At 45.8% G+C, this 20,715-nt stretch carries 17 protein-coding genes; 5 read left to right on the top strand and 12 right to left on the bottom strand.

The genetic code is table 11. The features are described from left to right. Positions 1-15: 15 nt before the first annotated feature. From VXM68_RS05925 to VXM68_RS05910, 4 genes are read right to left on the bottom strand one after another with little or no spacing between them, the layout of a single operon-like run. A complete protein-coding gene (locus VXM68_RS05925; RefSeq protein WP_367210714.1) occupies positions 16-1,158 on the bottom strand; it encodes a LegC family aminotransferase in 1,143 nt (380 codons plus the stop codon). Between the two features lie 3 nt (positions 1,159-1,161). Further along, a complete protein-coding gene (locus tag VXM68_RS05920; RefSeq protein ID WP_367210713.1) occupies positions 1,162-2,313 on the bottom strand; it encodes a UDP-N-acetylglucosamine 4,6-dehydratase in 1,152 nt (383 codons plus the stop codon). 39 nt (positions 2,314-2,352) lie between these two features. After that, positions 2,353-3,435 carry a lipopolysaccharide biosynthesis protein gene (locus VXM68_RS05915; RefSeq protein WP_367210712.1) on the bottom strand — a complete coding sequence of 361 codons (1,083 nt, stop codon included), beginning with the start codon at positions 3,433-3,435 and terminating at the stop codon, positions 2,353-2,355. Between the two features lie 7 nt (positions 3,436-3,442). Beyond that, positions 3,443-5,974 carry an SLBB domain-containing protein gene (locus tag VXM68_RS05910; RefSeq protein WP_367210711.1) on the bottom strand — a complete coding sequence of 844 codons (2,532 nt, stop codon included), beginning with the start codon at positions 5,972-5,974 and terminating at the stop codon, positions 3,443-3,445. Positions 5,975-6,211: 237 nt separating this feature from the next. Here VXM68_RS05910 and VXM68_RS05905 point away from each other — a divergent pair, with 237 nt between their 5' ends. The 5 genes from VXM68_RS05905 (at position 6,212) to VXM68_RS05885 (ending at position 11,219) form a co-directional block, all read left to right on the top strand. Next, positions 6,212-7,690, top strand: a complete 1,479-nt coding sequence (locus VXM68_RS05905; protein WP_367210710.1) for a hypothetical protein — start codon at positions 6,212-6,214, stop codon at positions 7,688-7,690. Positions 7,691-7,767: 77 nt separating this feature from the next. Next, positions 7,768-8,685: a DUF5106 domain-containing protein gene (locus VXM68_RS05900; protein ID WP_367210709.1), complete on the top strand. Its 918-nt coding sequence runs from the start codon at positions 7,768-7,770 to the stop codon at positions 8,683-8,685. Beyond that, a complete protein-coding gene (locus tag VXM68_RS05895) occupies positions 8,685-9,149 on the top strand; it encodes a S24/S26 family peptidase (protein WP_367210708.1) in 465 nt (154 codons plus the stop codon). The genes VXM68_RS05900 and VXM68_RS05895 overlap by 1 nt, the downstream gene beginning before the upstream one ends. Positions 9,150-9,317: 168 nt before the next feature. Further along, positions 9,318-9,587 (top strand): PqqD family protein, encoded by a 270-nt coding sequence (locus tag VXM68_RS05890; protein ID WP_367210707.1) that lies wholly within the window; start codon positions 9,318-9,320, stop codon positions 9,585-9,587. A 3-nt stretch (positions 9,588-9,590) separates the two neighbouring features. Continuing rightward, positions 9,591-11,219 (top strand): ABC transporter ATP-binding protein, encoded by a 1,629-nt coding sequence (locus VXM68_RS05885; protein WP_367210706.1) that lies wholly within the window; start codon positions 9,591-9,593, stop codon positions 11,217-11,219. 9 nt (positions 11,220-11,228) lie between these two features. Here the strand turns inward: VXM68_RS05885 and VXM68_RS05880 are convergent, their stop codons facing one another. The 8 genes from VXM68_RS05880 to VXM68_RS05845 form a co-directional block, all read right to left on the bottom strand. After that, positions 11,229-11,627: a hypothetical protein gene (locus VXM68_RS05880; RefSeq protein WP_367210705.1), complete on the bottom strand. Its 399-nt coding sequence runs from the start codon at positions 11,625-11,627 to the stop codon at positions 11,229-11,231. Positions 11,628-11,709: 82 nt separating this feature from the next. Further along, a complete protein-coding gene (locus tag VXM68_RS05875; RefSeq protein ID WP_367210704.1) occupies positions 11,710-14,112 on the bottom strand; it encodes a GumC family protein in 2,403 nt (800 codons plus the stop codon). 11 nt (positions 14,113-14,123) lie between these two features. Further along, positions 14,124-14,918: a polysaccharide biosynthesis/export family protein gene (locus tag VXM68_RS05870; protein WP_367210703.1), complete on the bottom strand. Its 795-nt coding sequence runs from the start codon at positions 14,916-14,918 to the stop codon at positions 14,124-14,126. Between the two features lie 78 nt (positions 14,919-14,996). Further along, the gene (locus VXM68_RS05865) at positions 14,997-16,085 is read right to left on the bottom strand and encodes a nucleotidyltransferase family protein (RefSeq protein WP_367210702.1); all 1,089 of its coding nucleotides are present in this window, start codon (positions 16,083-16,085) and stop codon (positions 14,997-14,999) included. After that, positions 16,072-17,181 (bottom strand): glycosyltransferase, encoded by a 1,110-nt coding sequence (locus tag VXM68_RS05860; protein ID WP_367210701.1) that lies wholly within the window; start codon positions 17,179-17,181, stop codon positions 16,072-16,074. Before VXM68_RS05860 ends, VXM68_RS05865 begins: the two co-directional genes overlap by 14 nt. A gap of 32 nt (positions 17,182-17,213) precedes the next feature. Continuing rightward, a complete protein-coding gene (locus VXM68_RS05855) occupies positions 17,214-18,320 on the bottom strand; it encodes a glycosyltransferase family 4 protein (RefSeq protein WP_367210700.1) in 1,107 nt (368 codons plus the stop codon). Continuing rightward, positions 18,317-19,504: a glycosyltransferase family 4 protein gene (locus tag VXM68_RS05850; RefSeq protein ID WP_367210699.1), complete on the bottom strand. Its 1,188-nt coding sequence runs from the start codon at positions 19,502-19,504 to the stop codon at positions 18,317-18,319. The genes VXM68_RS05855 and VXM68_RS05850 overlap by 4 nt, the downstream gene beginning before the upstream one ends. After that, positions 19,422-20,714: a hypothetical protein gene (locus tag VXM68_RS05845; protein ID WP_367210698.1), complete on the bottom strand. Its 1,293-nt coding sequence runs from the start codon at positions 20,712-20,714 to the stop codon at positions 19,422-19,424. The genes VXM68_RS05850 and VXM68_RS05845 overlap by 83 nt, the downstream gene beginning before the upstream one ends. Position 20,715 lies beyond the last annotated feature (1 nt).

The following is a 20,715-nucleotide window of genomic DNA, read 5'->3' as shown; positions in this document are numbered from 1 at the left end:
AAATACCTACTACATTTATCTTACACTACTTGGGATATTTACAATACGTTGTTCCAAAAATTCGGCATTTACTTGCTCATCACGATAGCAATGCTGATACATAGGTAACTTGTACGTTAGTGTCCATATTGGACGAGTCATAATCCCTTTCTCATTGGTTTCCTTTAGAAAATAATCGCGTTCCTGTCTATCATTCATTTCAATACACATCAGCCAATAATTTGCTTTGGTGTCATTTAGTTCTGTCCTAAATGTGACATCAATAGATTTGAAGAAATCTATATACTCGGTTGCCAATTGACGCTTATCAGCTAGGAAAGATTCGAGCATTTCCATTTGAGCACAGGCAAGGGCTGCATTCAAATTGGGCATTCTATAATTATACCCTAATTCATCATGAAAAAACTCATAAGGATGCGGTCTTTTAGCAGTAGTTGTAAGGTATTTTGCTTTAGTCCCCAGATTTAGATCATTTGTAACGAGTGCTCCACCGCCACCGCAAGTAATAGTTTTATTTCCATTAAAAGAGAAACAACCAGCTTGCCCAATCGTGCCTGTATGTCTTCCCTTATAATAACTTCCTAAAGATTCCGCGGCATCTTCCACAACTGGAATTTTCCATTTATTACAAATGGTAATCAATTCATCCAAATGTACAGGAAAACCAAAGGTGTGCATCGGCACACAGGCAGAAATCCTGTTTCCAGTAGATTTATTATAACAACCATCGTCTCTCAATTCGGCATAACTTTCCAGAAATTTTCGAACAGCATCTGGCGATAACCCCATGGTATCAAGATCTACATCCAAAAATACAGGAATAGCATTATTGTATGAAATTGCATTGGCTGTAGCTATAAAGGAAAGAGCTTGGGTAATTACTTCGTCACCCTTGGAAACACCAACTAATCGTAATGCTACTTGTAAAGCTGCGGTTCCATTGACAACAGCCACAGCCTTTGTTGCTCCCGTGTAACTTTCCATCTTACATTCAAAATCATCGACATATGCTCCCACAGAAGACACAAAAGTTGAATCGATCGTATCAAGCAAATAGGCTTTTTCATTGCCCCTAAAACGTGGCTCATGCAAAGGAATAAAGTCTTCACTACAATATTGTTCCCTTACAAATGAGGTAAATTTATTGATATAATCCATTGATTACATTTTTGCGTCTAAATACTTACCCGTTTCTTTGTGGCCAAAACTAGGAATCATATAAAAAAACAGATTAACAATTTCATCTTTTGTCCATTTACGGTTTTGCTTCATTTCCGAAATGATGAAGTCAAAATGCTGCAACTTCTCTTCCTCAATGTTTAGTTCATTTTTTATCACACCTAAGTTTTCAAATCGGTTCATATCCAGCAGCTCACTTTCCGTAAAAAATTCTTCAAAATCTTTTTCACCAGTTGTGTCGCTCGCGGAAAATAAACATGGCCATTTGCCCTGTTGAGGTAGAGTATCTATTAAATAACGAGCCTCATCTTCATCCCGGCACAAATAAGGAGTGTAACCTATCGTATTAAGATAACGCATGGCTATTTCAGCAAAGGTGATTAAATGAAGATCTTCACTTAATTTTGGAAAGAAAACATCTCTATTTTCACCAAATATACAAGACATCAAACAAAGTTCCCCCGATTCGCTAGGAGTAACAAAATATCTTTTTATATCATTGGGAGCAACAATAGGTTGCTTTTTTTCTATACGCTTATTAAACCCATGCAAAAGCGAACCATCTGAGAACGCAACATTGGCAAAACGCGCTGTAGAGATTTTTATATCCTTACTTCTGCGCATTAAAAACATTTCCATAATCCGTTTTGAAGCCCCCATCATATTGACGGGATTAGCAGCCTTATCCGTAGAAACACAAAAATATTTTCTAACTCCTTTTGCAATAGCTTGCTGCAGCGTCTTATCCGTATTGAAGATGTTAACATCTATCATCCGCATAAGGGTATAAGGATCTTTTTCGCTCCTTACATGTTTTAAGGCAGATAGATTCAATACATAGTCATAATCACCATCCGCTTCCCAAAAGGCATCGTATTCTATCGATCCGATATCAAGTGCAAACGTTTGAAAATCACCTGAAATATACCCATATGAACTCCGGATATCTCGTACCAACTCGACCATATTATTCTCGCTGATATCAACAACATGCAGCTTCTTGGGATTACGCTTAAAAATTTCTTTGACAGTCGCCTGCCCAATAGATCCCGCTCCTCCGATAACTAAAAACTTAGATGCTGAAACTATCGTATTAAGTTCAGTTTGAAATGCTAGTAAGTCCTTTTCAAACAACTTTTTATCCCGTCCTATTAATTCTAATATATTCATCTGCTAACCTCGAATAACATTAATATACACTTTACGTAGAATAAGCACAAAAACTGACAAAAAACCAAATAATATGGCAACTAAAATAGCTGTTTTGAGCTTCCCTACCTTATTATCTGAAAGAGGCAAAACAGGTTCATCAACCTTTTCGATCAACGGCGCTTCTTTCATCAACGCCATTTTGGACATTTCTAAGTTTTGAACCAACTGTCCCAATATTGCACGGTTTGTTTCTGCTGAAAATTGAGATCGTTGAGTTGGCACCAGCCGTTGCGCCTGTCTCGTTGGATTTAAATTCGGTGTAGCGTCTACAACGACTGCTGCCGCCGAGATATTTCCATTCATTACAGCCCTGACAGAATCGGTTTTCCGCTGTAGAATATGGATATTGTCCAAAGATTTCTTTGTTTTGGTTTTAATGTAGAATTCATTTACTTGGGCTACCAAAGCTTCATTGAACTCTTTCGAAAACAATTCATCAGTAGATTTTACGTCAACCTTTATTAAACCTGACTTTTTATCTAATTTGCCAACGGTAAGGTTATTTTTATTAATATCTTTTACAACGGCTTGCAAAATACTATCTCTGTCACGCTGAAGATTCGCAGGCGTTTTCTTCGAAAAATTCAATTGAATTAACGCAGGTTTTTTAGTTTTCCACTTATCTTTCAACTTTTCCATTGCAATATATCGATCCATTAGTGTCAACGAGCTATCACTGGAGGATTTATGTAATAGAACGGCCTCAATCATTTTGCGAGACTTATATAACTCAAAGAGATTATCTCCTTGAAAAATACCTCCACCAGATCCACCGAGATCGATCCCTGCAAGAGCTGCTAAGCCAGCCATTTGTCCTAACCCTCCGCCAGTACTCTCTCCTGTCTCCAATACAAAGGTCGTTGTAGCAGTATATTCTATAGTGCGATATTTTGCATATAAAAATCCAGTTATTCCCCCCATGAGGCCTGCTATCATCCATATATACCATTTTGAAAAAAGGTATTTGATCCAACTTTGTGTCTTTAAGATAAATTCCTTTAAAGACATTTCATCACCACTTAGTTGACTATGTTTATCTTTCACTACTTAACTATTTAAATAAACTGATGATGATGGCCAAAGTAGATGCAATACCAGTACCAATACCGATCCAAGCTTGTGAACTTAATCTTTCTCTTGGCGCACGCTTAGGAACAATAATTTCGGCCCCCGGCTTTACCTCTGGATAACCTCCATCTTTGCCCTTTACGGCGCCATTCGCATATTGTACAAAAACACGTTTCTTCAACGCATTGTCTGTAAATCCGCCTGCTTGGTTCACATAGTATTTTAGGCTCTTTCCTTTTACATAGACCACATTGTTTGGGTTCAACACCTCACCCACAACCTTAACAGTTTCTAACTCCTTAGGCACGTTGATAATATCGCCATCCAAAACCAAAAGGTCACCTTTCTCGTAAGGTTTTTCTAAGATTTTATTCAGTTCAATACCAACCAGATCGCTCGGCTCGATATCTGAGTCTGAAGTACTTTGTTGAGATACTTTTGCTAAAGCACTACTTTTTGCTTTTGAATTATCACCATTTTCTTCTTCAACCGCTGTATATTTCTTTGTCTTACCGTCATTTTCCTCGGCATCTAAACTATCTCTTTCCAACTCTTTTTTCAACCGTTCTTTTTCTTTCTTTTCAGCAGCGTTGAGTTTAGACATGCCGGTCCGTTTTAATGAAGCACCTTCGGTATAAGCATACGTAGTCAAACCGCCTGCACGCTTGATAATATCTGAAATACGCTCATCCTCACGCATAATCGTATAGTAGCCCGGATATAATACTTCCCCTTCGATTTTTACCTGACGTTGGGTGCGGAAACCAGCATCGCCCAAAACGGAGATAACATCGTAAGGTTGCAGCGTCATATTTGGATCTGTAAGCACACCATCTTTAATATCAACCAATACAGTTTGTGAAGAGCGATGGTCGGTCACATCTAAGTTTTTGATACGGCGTGCGATCTCTATCCGGGCGTTTTTTGCACCTTCGGTCAATCCGCCTGCTTTCTGAATAAGATCGCCCAACGTTGCATTGCTGGCAAACGGAAAATCACCCGGAAAACGGACCTCACCCTGTACAGTAAATTTATATTCGTCCCTTAAATCAAAGATGGATGAAATCTCAATCTTATCTTCTCGTTTCAATGGAATATCGGCTGCAGTTCCAGCAAGGACGTCACGGACGTTAAAATTGATCAATTCGGAGGTATTGTCTGCTTTAAGACGATTAATAATACCGCGTTCCAAGAAAGCATCTTCACGCACGCCATCGGCCATCTCCAACACTTGCTTTAACGTCATGCCTGGCTCCAAACCAAATATGCCGGGACGAAATACGGCCCCTAATACACTGATACGGTTGGCAAAACGATCCAAAATAGGTTCTACAATATATTGATCGCCACTTTTGGGCGTGTAATTGGCAAATTGGTCGGCGTAGATATCTTGTACACTGCGCTCGCGGCCTGTGGTCTGCAACACTTTAACCTTGGCACTATAGGCATTTTCGGTAAAATCGCCCGCATAACGCAAGATATCTAAAAGGGATTCTCCGGGTACGGTCTCAAAAATGGCAGGACGCTTGACTTCGCCTTCAAATTGTACTCTGGCACCGTAAACAGGGATATGAATGATATCTTGATCTTGTAAACGGACATTGCCTTGTTGAATGCCATTGGCTAAAAAATCGTACACATCGATCGTACTGATCACGCGGTTACCACGGATCACCTGGATCTTGCGGTAGGTACCATTTTTATTGGGACCACCTGCAGCGTACAGGGCATTAAACACTGTTGCTAACGAAGGTAAACTGTAGGTGCCCGGTTTTGTAGCCGCCCCGGTTAAGGTAACACGGATGGTACGGATGTTACCAATATTAACGCTCACCTGTGTTCTTCCAGAGCGTATTGCAGGGTATGTACCGCTCAAACGTTGTTCTATTTTATTTTTTGCTGCAGCAATGGATAAACCAGCCACATTGATCTGACCGACATATTCTACTTTAATTGTTCCATCCGGAGTTACAGGAAGTTGATACGAGGCTTCGTTATCGCCTGTAATATCTAACAGGATCTCATCGTCTGGACCAATAATATAGGAGCTCGGTGTAGCCATGCGCAGATTGGGTTCAAAGGTGATGGCATTATTCTTAAAAAGGTCTGAGCCAAAGATCTTGAGCTTGCCTTCTTCATTTTCCATCGAATCTCTTCTATTCGTCTGCTTATTTTGCAGAGAATCTGCATTGGAGTAACCATCTACCTGACGGCCAGTGCTGCGCGTATTGCGCGATTGGCTGGAAGATCCTTGTGAAGGATTTGGTTGCTGCTTTTTACGTTTGATATTCGCCAGACGTTCTTTTAATTTCTGAACTTCGACAGCCGAAACGCCCTGTGCACGTGCAAAGCCATCTAACTGACTTTCGTCGTATCCCATTAAAGCGGCCTGTTTGACATATTGTTCAATCTGTGCGTCACTTAGATTGTCTACTTTTATATTGGCAGGATTGGTCTGTGCGTGTAATGTACCCACAAATCCTGCTATGCATAACCATAATATTATTCTTTTCATCGACACCGCGGTATTTGCCGCAAAATTAGTAAAACTATTTAATTAAATGATTGAAATATTTCCTGAATCGGCTTTTCTACTGTAATTGATTCGTTATTCAACGGGACTTTGAAAAAGTCTATTGTAACAAACGTAAAAACTATTCCTTTCGCTACACAATAGTGTAGTAGATAATCATCGTATTATTTTTTTTATTTAACGAAATAGTTAATCCAACAAGAAGGCTTATATTTGCGCATGCGCCAAATTATTTACACAAAAGCTATCCTTATTGCGCTAGGATGTAGCCTATTGTCTTCTTGCCTAAAAAAAGATCTTTACCAAGGCAGTAAGCGCGAAGATGGAAAAGAAGTATCACCTCCAGATAAAGGCGAAAATGCAAACCGATACGTCTACCCTTTTGCTGACGAAAAGACGGGACAGGAAGCGGAGATCATCATCGAACTTCAGCCTGGACAAGGGATAACAGAAACGCCAATTGTAAACATTCCGCCACTAAAATATAACAAGAGCTTATTATTTATGCTGACACAGGACGACTGTAAGCAATCGGCATTCAGCATGACCTGGGCAGCCATCAATGGGAAACCGATTGACCGCTCGGACATCAAACGGAAATATTATTTCGATATTGAGCATTTGGAAGCCGATGATATGCCACCAAACAGTTACCTGTTGGGCAAAACACTGGGCAGTACGGATGGTTTTGGCAATGAAGTCAGGTTCCATTTTACAACCACGCTGGCGCCGGAATGGGCCTTTATGAATGACCCAACAGTAGTAAAAAAAGGGTTTACGGAAAATTTCTTCCGCTTTTATATGAAAGCTGGCCTACGGTGGAACAATGTGATCGAAATGCTCAACGATGGTAATGCCATTGCATTCCACGACCTCAATACCACCGCAGTTAACACTGTTGACTCGCTGATAAAGCATTTTGATCGGGCACAACAAATCACTAATAAACGATTGAATGGGCGAAACATCAAGTTTTTGGCCGAGCCCAATGGAAATAAATCGTACCTCCAGGCGGCTCTTGGCTTTCCGGCAATTCAGACCATGACGGCACAGACCGGCGCCGACAAGCTCATCCCGTATCAGGTCAATTCGTCCCTAAACCAAAAGACTTTGGCCCGGGTATTTGTCAATCGCGCTGCTGAGGTAGAAAAGCTGGTCAACGATGCTGCCGCAAAAGATGTGGCTAACCGCGAGGCAGTCCATATTGGTGTGCACGAAACGGATCATGACTGGGCTCAGCTCCTGCTCTGGCTCAACGATACCTATGGAAAAGACGGCAAGGACATCTTGTGGTTTCCTTCACAAGAGGAGTATTACGAATACAACTACAACCGACAAAACAGCCTGGTCAGCAGCCGTATCGACGGGAATAAGTTGATCGTGAACGTTAAATTACCGAATCAATCGGATTTCTACTACCCTGCGCTAACATTAAATATCAGCGGATTAGACAAAAATAGCATCAAATCCATATCGTCAAATGATGCTGTAACGGGGCTCACCTATGGCAATTTTGACAAGGGCATCAGTGTGAATATAGACTGCCGCACATTTATACGGCAACATGCAACACACTATGTCGATCGCTATCTCGCCAAAAAATCTGCCGCAAACCTGTTAGATGCAAAGTATCATGTCCATGCGCTAAAAGATTCGGATGGGAAGAAAAAGCTGCTTCGCGCACTGGGTATAGAGTAAAGAGAGGTGCCCACTGTGGCGCACTGAAAATTTATAATTATATTGTATTAACTGCTATGGCATTGGGATTAAAATACATGGAAAGGATTAATTTTAAACGTCTATCGACCGTACGCTTCCTAGCGATTTGCGCACTCCTATTCTCCTGGTCCTGTACGGGTACCAACAAGGAAAAGAAGGAAGCAGGCGTCCAAAACGTAACGCCGATCAGTTCTGCAGATAGTACTTTATTCCATTTCTGGGATCAGTTTGACATGCAGGACACGGCTATGGTCAAGAATCCGGAAAAAGGGGAACAGCAATTGGCCGATTTTCTGGGGCTTTTGACAAAGACACCTGACTCGGCCACGCGGGATAAGGCGGTCGCATTGATGCTCGACAAAGCCAAAGTAAACCGTACAAGTTTTGACTATTTCATCAAACAATATGAGCACTACCTATATGACGGCAATTCGCCCATGCGCAACGATATTGCCTATGAATCGGTATTGCGCTATCTGATTAATACAGCTGTACGCACTGATCTGGAAAAAGAGGCCTACCGACCTACCTATAAGCTGGTACGCCAAAATAGGGTGGGTCAGACAGCAACAGATTTCAGCTTTGAACGAGCCGATGGACAAAAGCAAAAGCTGTCGGAGATCGATGCCAAATATATGCTGTTGATGTTCTACGATCCGGACTGTTCGCATTGCAAAGAAACAATCCACCAGCTTCGCGACAACCCGCAGCTCGTCCAGCTGTTTACACAGCTGCAGATACAGGTGCTGGCCATCGACCCCTGGGGCGACCGCAACAAATGGAAACAATACCAATCGGAGTTATCGTATCAATGGATCAATGGTTTTGATAGTGACAACAAGATTTTGCCGTTTAGCCTCTACGATCTCAAGGCCTCTCCAACCCTCTATCTGTTGGATGAAAACAAAAAAGTCCTATTAAAAGATGCGTATTTGGAAAACGTGATACAGTATTTTGTCAATGCCCATAAATAATGCAAGACCAGACCGGAAAAAGTAAACCAAAAATTGTCTCCAACGCAGATTATTTTGCTGAAGTGCAGCGTATGCTGCAGCAAGGCAAAGAAGTCCGCATACGCATTAAGGGACAAAGTATGCGTCCATTTATACAGGATGGAGATATGGTCATGCTACGGGCCTACAAAGGGCTACCGCTCCCACTTGGCAGTAATATACTCGCCAAAGACAAGGGAAAATTTGTGTTTCACCGCTTGGTAGGGAAGAAAAAGGATCAATATGTCTTGGCCGGGGATGGCAATCTCGTCCTGCACGAGTACATAACGGAAAAAGACATCATCGCAATTGCATATATGCATTACCCAAAGGATAAAGAAGCAGCAATAGCAATACACCAGCCCTGGCCAAGACTGCGGGGCTTGGGTTGGTACCACATGCGCCTAATGCGCCGAATTATTGCCAAACTGAAAAGGATGATATAAAAAGCATGAACTTTAGCTTAAAAAAAACAAAAAATGCATAAGAAATCGTCTATTTTTGAATGAATATGCTTACTTTAAACAGTAAAAGTAAATAGGGGCATCCAGTTTATAGTATATGCAAATCTTAAATTGCCTGGATCCCTAGGTGAATAAAAAAAAACAAATTTTATGAAATTAAGATCAGATTTAATTTTAAGAACCATAGGTTCGGATCATTTGATTGTGGACCCGAGCCAAGATATGGTAGACCTATCAACCGTATATACCCTCAACAGCTCGGCGGCCTGGCTTTGGGAAGAACTCAAGGGCAAAGACTTTGATACGGATACCATTGTGGAGCTACTCCTTGAAAATTATGAGGTCAGTAAAGATCAGGCTGCATCTGATGCCGCAGTGTTACTCCAGGATTTTCAAAAACAGGGATTGCTCGAAGAATAGCAAATGAACAGCAGCAGCCTCAAACAGCACCTGCGCTGGGCCTGGTCCATCAGCAAAGGGTATCGAAGCCGCCTGTCGCTTTATTTTGTATTGGAGCTGATCTGTATCGTCCTCTCCCTGCTCTTTGTGTACTTGTCCAAGAAAGCGGTCGATACGGCAACAGCACCGGGGCAACTGCCACTGAAATGGCTGCTGATCGGCATCATCACCACCATTGCCCTCAATGTCGGCATCAAAGGTTACTCTGGACGACTGATGGAGCGTATTAAGCTGATGCTGACGCTCGAACTGCAGCGCAACATGCTCGACGCGCAGATGCTCTCCGTATGGAAGCTGATCAAAAACTGGCATACGGGCGATATTCAGATCCGTATTCAGACGGACTGCGAGGAAGTCGCCAATACCATCGCCAATACGCTACTGTCTTTTGTACTGACCGCAATACAGTTGCTGGCCTCGGTCGGATTTCTATGGTACATGGATCCGATGCTGGCCCTGATGATCCTGGCCATATCGCCGCTCTTTGTGTTTTCGAAACTGTATTTCCGCAAAATGCGCAAGCTTAGCCAGGAAGTTAAAACGGAGGAAAGTAACTTCGCCAACGTGCTGCAGGAAAATCTCCGCTTTCGGCTCCTCATCCGCGCCATGAGCGCTTTCACAAAAAGAAGGGCAAAATTGACCGAAAGCCAACAGCAACTCTTCGCGCTAAAAATGCGCCAGATCAACTTCTCTACGTATACGCAGGGTGCTATGAAGGTGGCCATGAACGCAGGGTACCTCGTCGCCTTTATATGGGGCATATACCGCCTACAGTCGGGACTGATTTCATTTGGTACAATGACGGCCTTCTTGCAGCTGGTGGCCCGCATACAGTCGCCCATCCTCGCATTGATCGCTTATATCCCGGGCTTCGTCCGCTTCCGCGTCTCAGCAGATCGCCTACTGGAATTGCAGGCCGGTGAAATGGAACTGCAAGTGCCGCAGCAGCGCCTGCAGCACACACAGGAGCTCCGCATCAGCAATCTGTCGTTTCGCTATGAAGACAAATGGGTGCTGCAAAATTTAAATCTTTCCCTGAAAGTGGGTGAACCTACCGCCATCATCGGGCCTAGTGGAAAGGGAAAAACAACCTTGATCCGGTTGCTGCTGGCATTGCTGAAACCCGAAAAGGGACAGATCACACTTCGGGACCGGGATGGTGAACGGCCGCTGTCTGCCAGCCATCGCATCAATTTTGCGTATATACCGCAGGGCAATTCCCTCTTTAGCGGTACAATTCGTGAAAATATACTACTGCACGCCAATGAAAATCGCGCTTTGGAGATAGAGGAAGCGTTACGCATTGCAGGGGCTGAATTTGTATGGGATCTACCCCATGGTATAGACACCTACATCGGCGAGTCTGGTATCGGCCTATCGGAAGGACAGGCGCAACGCATTGCCATAGCGCGTGGATTGATGCATGATGGGGATATATGGCTCTTCGACGAGGTCACCTCGGCCTTAGACCGCGCAACGGCTGATGCACTGATACAACGCTTATTGGACTATGGGAAGCCTAAATTATGCCTCTTTGTGACCCACGACCTTCATTTGGCAGAGCGATGCCAACAACGCATTTATCTGGATTAACACGGGTAATCATTTGATTTCTTTGCATTTGCCATTTTTGAAGATAGCAATCGAATAGGTTTTTTCTGCATAATGGATCAATGCTTCAAGTTCATTAATTTTATTGGTCAGTATGTGTTTAAAATGCAGCAACTCTAAGCTTTGCTGCTTGACCACCTCCAGTTCGGCTACGAGTTTCGTGATTTTTTCTTCGGCCGAATGATTGCTGAAGTCGCCTGCATAGCTATTTTGTTTAAGCTTCAGATCAAGACCTTTGTCCGGGTTGTGTTCTCGCATGGCTCGTCTCACCCAGCTCACAATGGTACGTTTATCTTTAACCTGGCTCCGCTGCATGGCCTCTTCAACTGAAATCCTTCCCGTGAGCACTTCACGGGCAACCTGTAACATAAAAGCTCTTCTCTCTTTCATTAGCATATAATTTATAAAAGTAAATCGCGCAAAAAAGCCGCAACCGACCCGGTAGGGCACGGTTGCGGCCAATGGGTATATTTTAGTATTTTTTATTGCGGGTAAGGCGGATTCCAATGGAACGTAGTCGCTTTAACCAGCTAGTTTTTCCTTCTTCACGACCATATCCATAGCCGTAACCATAACCGTAGCCATAGCCATAGCCGGACTGCCCCAATTTAAGCCCATTCAGAATAATGGCCAGATTGGAAAGACGCTTCTCGGCATAGATTTTTTGGATCTCGGGCAACTGCCGCTTATCCATTTTACCGGCACGGATAACAAATAAGGTCAGATCTGAAACCCGGTCTACCACCGTCGCATCGGCAACAATGCCGGTGGGTACGCCATCGATGATAATGTAATCGTAACGGCTACGCAAATCGGCAATCAGCTCGTCGAGCCGCTTACTGAGCAAGAGCTCTACGGGATTGGGCGCCTCCATGCCAATGGAGATATAATCTACGTTTTCCCCATGCAAATCATGATGGATGATCGCATCCAATGAAAGGTTGATGTCGGAAAGATAGTGGCTCAGGCCCTTGCCGTGATGAATGCCCATGCGGTCGCTCAATGTCCCTTTGCGCAAATCCATATCGACAACAATGACTTTTTTATTTAAAAAAGATAAGGTGCTGGATAGATTCAACGATGTGAAGGTTTTTCCCACACCCGGAATGAAGGAGGTGAGGGTAATAACCTGAGGATGTTTGCCCTCTCGGGACATAAAGCTCATATTGGTCCGCAGGATGCGAAATGCCTCGGTCAATGGATCACGACCTGTGCCACTGACCAAAATAGTGCTTTGGGCTGAACGCTTATTGCTCGCCAACGGAATTTCGCCCAAGAGGGGCACATCGATGGCTTCTTCAATATCTTGCCGGCGACGAACTCCCGTATCTAGAATGGACAGGGTCATAATCACGATCGCGGGCAATATAAAACCTATGCCCATACCCAAACCCAGCTTGCGCATCTTGCTCGGGGCAACGGGATTGTAAGTAACAATGGCCGGATCGATAACGCGGATATTATCTTCGGTCATGGCCTGGTTGATGGCATTCTCCTCGCGCTTGTTCAGCAAATAGAGGTAGAGTTCTTCTTTTACCTTTTGCTGCCGCTCTACCGAGAGCATCACCCGTTGTTTTTGCGGTACCTGCATCGCTTTACCGCGTGCTGCATTTTCCTCTTTCTTCATGTTATTGGCCTTGATCTTCAATCCGCCGATGGCATTTTCGACCGCCCGACTGATGTTGCCGCGCATGGCCTGTAAGGCACGGTCCAGATCTTGTACCACCGGATTGGCATCGCTGCTACCTTCGATAAGGCGATTGCGGCGAAGCAAGGTCGTGTTGTAATCGTTGATCTGGGTTTCGACGCTGGCATCTACAAGACCGGTATTGTTCGGAATAAGCTCATTCTTCTTACTGCCGTCGGCCAGGTAACCGCGCATCATCTGCGCCAGATTAATATCGGTCTCCACCTTATTGCGCTCGGCCTGATAGGATCGGCTGTCTTCAAAATAGGCTGTTCCCACCGTGGAAGCGTCCATGCCCTGATTTTGTGTGCGCAGATTTTCAATATTCGATTCTACAGAGCCCAGTTCCTGCTCAATAATGGCCAGTCGCTCGCGAATAAAATTGGCGGTGTTTATTCCAATCTGGTTTTTGTCCTGCAGGGCCACTTCATTATACACGTTGATCATCTCTCCGATAAGGGCGGTGGCACGCAAGGGATTGGTATCCTCGGCAACAACCTGCAGCAGGGAGGCATCTTCTTCCATCTGGGTAATGGTGATGGTGGATACAAAATAGTTGACCATATGCTCCAGCGCAAACTTCTCTACTTTGATGGCTTGCTCCGGAAGTGCTTTGCCCGGACGAAGGGTCGACTGCACCGTAACCTGCCCTAGGGGGGTGTTAACCGGTTTGCCTAAGGTGGCTTTCACCTCCAACGTGGCTTCACCCTGGCTCCAATTGCTCAACAATACTTCCGTACCGCCAACGGGTGTGACCGTAAAGGAAAACGCATCCTCGGGCTTTGTATGCGCCACGCTCACCTTGATCGGGCTTGCGGTATAGAGTTCCTTACGCCGCAATCCCTGGGCCACGGAATAGCTCATATCGGCGCCGATACGGGCAACCGTCTGCCGCATCAGTTCCTTAGATTTGAGCTGCAGGATCTCACTGGCCACGCTAATGGAATTATAGGCCTCATTGGTACGTGAAATGCGTGCCGTACGGGGGGTATTCATCGGGGTTTTGATGATGATGGTTTCGGCACTGCGGTAAATAAACGGCGATTTGGCGTACTGATAATAATAATACGACCCAAAAACAAGCATGGACAGGGCAAACCACTTCCAATGGTAGAGCAGATGTGCCAAAACATCCAGCACATTGATAGACTTTTCTTTCTGTAACGGATTATAGTATGTTGTTTTCATCGTTAACTCTTTTATTTAAGCAGGTTTAAAGCGGTCAAGATTACGGTCAATATACCAGTCGCAATGGTGGTAAAGCGCCAGTTGCGATCTTCACGAGGCGTATTTTCGGCCGCTATGGGTTCTACGTATAAGATATCATTTTGCTGCAGGTAATAGGCGGGCGAGTCAAAGATATCCTGCGACTCGACGTTGACCAGCATCTTTTTTCGGATGCCATTTTCTTCCCGGATCACCGTTACACGGTCGGCAGCCGCATTGCGGGTGAGTCCGCCAGCTTTGGAAATGGCTTCCAGCAAATTGATACGCGAGTCGGGCACATCGATAATGCCGACACGGTTCACTTCGCCCATGACATTGACCTTCAGATTTAACAGTTCGACTTTGACGATAGCATCTTTGATGTATCCGCCATCGGACAAGCGTTGGCCCAGCAGATCGCGGACCTGCTCCAGCGTCAATCCTTCGAGGTGCAGGTTGCCCAGGATCGGAAAGGTAATGTTGCCCTGTTGGTCAATGAGGTAACTGGGGCCGCCTGCACCAGCGGAGCCTGTACTGAAACCAGAGTCTTTGTCCCCAACTGTATAGCTCCCGCCCATCACATTGAAAGGGGCGGCCAGTTCGGGATTTTTGGCGCTCACCGTAATGCTAAGCCGGTCGCTCTGCTGTAGTTTTAACATCGGTACTTCCAGCGCCCGATAGGCTATATTGGGTACCATGTCGTTGACGTAGACCACTTTTTTGGGCGCCATACACGAGGTCAGTAGGCTAATCCCAAGTAAAATCATTGCTAAAATCTGTCTTTTCATATCTCAATAATCGTTTGTTTTTATATGCATGCGCGGTACGGCGCTTTAAAATGTTACGCTTCCCGGTGCTTTAAAATGTTACGCTCCCCGGCGCTTTAAAAAATGAATAATGGGAAACCAAAATGCCTCTTTCGGCACATAAGGAAAATAGCGCACAACACGCTGCAGTATGGCTTCGGCACGATTCTTTCGCCCCACAAGCACGCCGTCAATATGCTTGACATAGTCCTGATCATAAAAGCCAAAATTGCCGCTCTGCCAAACTTCCTGGAGGATGTCTATCTTAGGATGTGTACCTACATTCGTAAACGGAAGTTTCTCTTTTGCCAAGCCCAGCTCGTTGATCAAAAACTGATGTACGGAAGCGATCCATTCCAGCACCCCCACCTGGCGGTAAAGCTTTTCTAAGCGCGCGCCATCCAGCAGGTGCCTGTAATGGTGATACAGTGCCGCCAGGTCGCAGAACTGACGAAGTCCGATCCCAAAAGCCAAAGAATGCTTGAGAATATGCGCCGTCACCTGAATAACCTGAACCTGCGGTGCCAATACGGCCACGTCTTGCCCGGATATAGACAGGGTGGTATCCGGAAATTCCCGCCGGTACTGTTTCAATACAGCTTTGCAGAAGGGGTTGTAGAGATCAAATAGGCGGTCATGCAGATCCATTTCGCCTGCTGCCCAACGATACACTTGCCCCCCGTTGTCTACCCGCGGTATGTTATTGTTGATCAGGTGGAGGCCCGCCAGCGTACACTGGTGCTGGGATTCAAAATACCAGTCGATATCGCCGCACACCCGATGCTGTGGAATACGGTAGCTGGCTGCTACGCCCTGCCCTTTCAACAACAGTGGCCGCAGATTCCGTTTGGTGAAAAAGGCATACTGCTCGGCTATATGGCTATTGTTGCGGTGGTGACTGCGTTCGATCCGGTCGATCTGTACCGACCACTTTAGCTGGAGCTGCCGCGATGGCAAATGGTCTTTTTCCAGTAACAGCAGTCCATCATATACAATACCTTCTACCGTCTGCTCGTTGGCCCGAAGATAGAGCCCCCTCCACTCTTCCTCCGATAATGGAAAGAACTGCTTTTCTTTACCCTGCTCCTTGCCCCAAAGTCCACTGCGTAGCAAGAACAAGAAAGCCGCTTGAATTTTAGTGTTTTTCATAAATCCTCCTGCATGTCGCGATCATCTTTTCGCGCGTAAAATTTTCTTGATACCTTTTTCGTCCGCCCTCGGAATAGGTTCGATAACAGGCTGGATCGGATCCAATCTGCCGGATGGCCGCTGCCAATGCGGTGGCATTTTCGGGCGCAACCACCAGGCCCGATACTTGATCTTGGTTGACCCAGCTCACACCAGAGCCCGGTATTGCGGTAGACACTACGGGTTTGCCGCAGCACATGGCCTCAATCTGTACAATGGCAAAAGCTTCTGTCTTCCAGATGGAACTCAGGCAAAAGATATCGGCAGCACCAAAATAGGTCGGGATGTCTTCATCGGCCAAGAAGCCGGCCATGCTGATGCGGTCCTGCAGGTTGAGGTCCGCGATAAGCTGCTTCAGCTCCTGTTCCAACGGCCCCTTGCCACCAATGATCAGGTGAAAATGTGCATCCAGCTGCCGCATGGCTTGAATGAGATAGGCATAGCCTTTGTACTCCACCAGCCGGCCCAACGAGAAGATAATGGTCTTGCCCGGATAACGGCTTTTGAGGTCTGCCACGGCTGCTTCGTCGTAGCCCATGGGGTTGACTCCAATGGGTATAAAGTCGATTTTGGCCGCTACATGCTGTAAAAAAGGCGACTGCTCCACATAGACGGGGGTGGTGCCCACAATCTGTTCGGCTCTATTGATGAGCCAGCTTTGTAAAGGCTTATACAATTTGAGCAGGTTCTTCTGTTTTAAGATGTCGGAATGCCAATGTAAGACAACCCGCCCCCGATAGCCCGACAGGTAAAGCGCCAGACTGGCCATGGGATCGGGATGGTGAATATGAATGATATCATATTGTCCAGCAATGTTGCGGAGCTTGGTGACCATTGCCGGAGCCAACATGGTACCTGCAATTTTAACGGAGGTACGCACAACAAATAACCGGGCATAGGGATTTACCTGTATTTCGGCGGCAGGGTGATCTTCGGTGGATGCACAGAGCATATCACAGTATACCCCGCCCTCGGACAAACCGAGCATCAAGTCGTACATCACTTTCTCTACACCGCCGCGTATCGGATAAAATTTTCCCAGTTGTAATATTTTCATCAAATTTTTGCGTTTAATGGTTTATCAATAGACTAATGGAGCAGTTGGTAAAAGAGGTCGTTCCAGCCCGTGGCAAAGGGTTCTTCCAATTTTTCTTTTGCTACTGCCTGCAAAAATGACCGCTCGCCGCGTATCAGTGCGCCCATTTGTGTCGCTAAAGCTTTCGGATCGTCGGGATCAAAAAATGATACGCCTTCACACCCCGATGCAGTGTCGTGCGCATATGGCAAATCCGCCAGCAGCATGGGCTTACCGTAAGCTGCAAACTCGGTAATGGGCAGTCCCCAGGACTCGGCCTTGGATGGAAAAATAAGGCAGTCGCAGCCTGCATAATAACCTTCGAGCTGCGTACGGCTCAGAAAACCCATAAAATGCAGGGATTGCAGATGCCCCCACCTGCGGTGCAGCCACTGGGCGTATGTATTTTCATCGCCCTTCACCGTAAGGTGTACTTTAAAACGCACCGTGTCCTGCTGCTCGAGCAGTGCCGCAGCCCGGCAGATCACCTCAAAATTCTTGTGGCTATTGGGCGACGCGGCAAATACAAAGGTGTAACAGCCCGGCGCTTCCTCTTTTTGGGAAACCGATACTTGCTTGGTCTTTATCTCGGGTGGGGCAACAATAATTTTAGTGCGAGGAACTGCAAATAGCCGATGAAAGGCTTCGCGCAACCACTGCTGCTGCACCACCAGATACGTATTGCGCCGAATATTGGGCTTGTAGATATAGGTACTGAAGAGCGCAAGCAACGCAATCTTGGGTGCAAAAAATAGATCGTGCGCCTTCCAGCGATAAAAAGGGAAGGCATTATGGCAGTATACGGCCCGCCGCTCGGCAATCACCGACGGACTGGTATCGTGCAGCGAAAACCAGAGGTAAACGGGACCGATCTCCCTTGCTATTGAACGCATCGATACATATTCATACCAGAGGCGGTTGACCCAGCGTTTTTTTGGCCACTGCGTTTCGATATATTCAATTTGTGGAAAATCGGCCAGGGATTGCTTGTACACCAAGGCAATCACCCGATAGTCGCCAGTGGCGGCCAGCTTTGAAAGGTAGGCCAAACAATCGCGTAGTATGGCCAATGGCCCCGCCTCTACCAGGTTGACAGCAGAAATAACGATCGTCTTTTTCATCGCTGCTCTCCTTTCGTCAAGCGCTCAAACAACAAGAGCCATTGGCGCATAATGCGTTCCTCATCGAAATTTTCGGCCATTTCCCACGCGTTCTGCCCCATCTGCTTGCGGAGTTTTGCTTTTTCCATCAACCGGCAGGCCTTATCGGCAAAATCTGCGCGATCGCCTTCGGCAATCAAATACCCGTTTTTACCCGGCTTGATGATATCTCGGGGGCCACATTTGCAGGCATATGCCACCATGGGCAGCCCGCAGGCCTGGGCCTCGAGCAGTGTCATGGGCAACCCCTCGTAGCGCGAGCTCATCAATACCAATGAACTGTGCATATAGGCATCTCTGATATTTTTGATGGGTGCGTGAAGTGCAATCTGCCCGTCCAATCCCAAGGCATGGATCTGGACCAGCATATCGCCCTGCAACGGCCCCTGTCCATAGATATCGAGCCTCCAGTCGGGACAGCGCGCATGGATAGTCTTCCATATTGCAATAAGCTCATCAAATCCCTTTTGGTAGTCGAACCGCCCGACAGCAATAGCGCGTTTCTCGGTAAGAGCTGCCCGAGCGGGAACTGTAAATGTATTGGCATTGGGGATAACTACACTATTTTTCAAGCCCTTCCAATAGGTATGGTCTTCATGGGTGAGCACCACAAAACGATCGTATTTCCGGGCCAAGACAAGATCTTGGGCACTGCGCCAGGTATTTACCAATTTCCAGAGTCCTTTGCGAGCGTATTGTAGCCGCTTGAACCGCGAAAAGTGAATCTCTAGCACTTTCTTGCTCCCATCCTGAACCGCATGCAGAAAACTGACATCGTGGTCAAACATGGAAATCACAATATCAGCCTTCAACGGCAGTAGAAGTGCTTCAAGCCGCTCGCGATGGATCCGCTGCCGACGTTTGTAGGACAACATTTTCTTAAAGATACCCAGTCCTTCATCGTCGGTATAATTGATGGCAAGGTCTACCTGACAGATCAAAGGATCGAGCTCAAAATGAGGCAAACGGGCTTTCTGATCTGTGGTTACGATCGTCAGTTCGTACCCCATCCGTGCCAGGTAGTTGGCCTTATTGGCCAGTACGCGCTCCATGCCACCAGCATTATACGTTCCCAGTATGGAATACACTATTTTCATTTTCGACAGTAAGTTTAGAGGTGAATAAAGAACCCTGTATGCCCTCAATGCAATAAAACAGGGCATAAATCAGAAATATATCAGTCGATACCTTAATCCAGATGATAAAAGAGAAGGCCAACAGCGACAGGAATAAAAGCTTATAGTGACTATACCTGTACAGGAAAGACAGCGCATTAAAAATGAAAAAGCTGGCAAAGACACTGAATCCGGCCAGGCCACAGTAGAGCACAAAACGGCAATAGCCGATGTCGGTGTTAAAGACCCAGCCGTCAAAGAGACCGGTACCGATAAGCCAGGTGCGGGTATCTGTGGGCCAGATCCACATATTGGTGGTCAGCTTGTCGGTCGAATCGGTCCTAAACTCTCCCGTCTCGAAATAATTAAAGAAACCTTCGAAAGCAAAGCGCATATACTCCCTAAAAAGCTCGTTGTGTGCATAGAAGTACATGGCGACCAAAACCGCCAATAGTATGAGGATGGATAGTAGCGTAAAGAAACGAACAAACTCGATACGGATAACACGGTGGAAAAGTCCGGTCGTGAAGAGTATAATCAACAAGCCTATCAGCCCGCCAATCGAGGTAGTTCGTGCAATGATGTTGCCCAAAATCAAGATGGTAAAGAAGACGATCAATAACAGGGCCGTCAATAATGTGTGGCGTTTGTGAAACAGGTCCTGTCTAACAAGGGAAGACAGCATAATCAGCACAACGGAGAACCGGACGCCGGCATTGTCTAAGGCGGCTCCGATGCCATAGAGGCGATCTACCTCCTTAACAAAGGCTTGCCCCTGTTCGATATATCGATCTACCAGAGACTGCATAGCCGGCGAGCTATCGATCCATAAGGCGAGTATACACTGCGCAAGACAGACAGCTGCCAAGTAATAAGTGAGGAGATGAAAATTGATATAGCCATGCAGCTGACGGATGGCCATAACGACGGTATAGCCCGCCAGAAGCCATATGGTAAAACTCATGAAATAAGTGGCATACGCAAAATCATCGGTGCGGTTAACATCGGCAGCAATGTAACAGACCAGCGAAAAAACAAGAGCTAAACCTGTTGCTGTAAACAGCGGCCGGCTAATCGCTACCCGTTGGGAACGAAACAGCTGAAAGAACAGCAAGGGTGCCCCAATACCGGCCAAAATAATTTTGGTATTGACAGTGGGCGGTAAAAATGTAAAACCGAAAGAGAAGAAATAGCAGCTGACCAATAGGCCAACAAAAAAAATCATTAATCCTTTTATCATA

The sequence above is a fragment of the Sphingobacterium sp. R2 genome (genome assembly GCF_040760075.1).
Taxonomy (GTDB): domain Bacteria; phylum Bacteroidota; class Bacteroidia; order Sphingobacteriales; family Sphingobacteriaceae; genus Sphingobacterium.
Note: the sequence above shows the minus strand (reverse complement) of the source record. Positions and strands in the feature narration are given on the sequence as shown.

What these genes read in the sequence shown, in the direction of transcription:
- VXM68_RS05875 (WP_367210704.1), bottom strand. Translation starts at nt 14,112, where the DNA reads ATGAAAACAACATACTATAATCCGTTACAGAAAGAAAAGTCTATCAAT.
- VXM68_RS05865 (WP_367210702.1), bottom strand. Translation starts at nt 16,085, where the DNA reads ATGAAAAACACTAAAATTCAAGCGGCTTTCTTGTTCTTGCTACGCAGT.
- VXM68_RS05895 (WP_367210708.1), top strand. Translation starts at nt 8,685, where the DNA reads ATGCAAGACCAGACCGGAAAAAGTAAACCAAAAATTGTCTCCAACGCA.
- VXM68_RS05885 (WP_367210706.1), top strand. Translation starts at nt 9,591, where the DNA reads ATGAACAGCAGCAGCCTCAAACAGCACCTGCGCTGGGCCTGGTCCATC.
- VXM68_RS05905 (WP_367210710.1), top strand. Translation starts at nt 6,212, where the DNA reads ATGCGCCAAATTATTTACACAAAAGCTATCCTTATTGCGCTAGGATGT.
- VXM68_RS05900 (WP_367210709.1), top strand. Translation starts at nt 7,768, where the DNA reads ATGGAAAGGATTAATTTTAAACGTCTATCGACCGTACGCTTCCTAGCG.
- VXM68_RS05890 (WP_367210707.1), top strand. Translation starts at nt 9,318, where the DNA reads ATGAAATTAAGATCAGATTTAATTTTAAGAACCATAGGTTCGGATCAT.
- VXM68_RS05925 (WP_367210714.1), bottom strand. Translation starts at nt 1,158, where the DNA reads ATGGATTATATCAATAAATTTACCTCATTTGTAAGGGAACAATATTGT.
- VXM68_RS05870 (WP_367210703.1), bottom strand. Translation starts at nt 14,918, where the DNA reads ATGAAAAGACAGATTTTAGCAATGATTTTACTTGGGATTAGCCTACTG.
- VXM68_RS05880 (WP_367210705.1), bottom strand. Translation starts at nt 11,627, where the DNA reads ATGAAAGAGAGAAGAGCTTTTATGTTACAGGTTGCCCGTGAAGTGCTC.
- VXM68_RS05845 (WP_367210698.1), bottom strand. Translation starts at nt 20,714, where the DNA reads ATGATAAAAGGATTAATGATTTTTTTTGTTGGCCTATTGGTCAGCTGC.
- VXM68_RS05910 (WP_367210711.1), bottom strand. Translation starts at nt 5,974, where the DNA reads ATGAAAAGAATAATATTATGGTTATGCATAGCAGGATTTGTGGGTACA.
- VXM68_RS05860 (WP_367210701.1), bottom strand. Translation starts at nt 17,181, where the DNA reads ATGAAAATATTACAACTGGGAAAATTTTATCCGATACGCGGCGGTGTA.
- VXM68_RS05855 (WP_367210700.1), bottom strand. Translation starts at nt 18,320, where the DNA reads ATGAAAAAGACGATCGTTATTTCTGCTGTCAACCTGGTAGAGGCGGGG.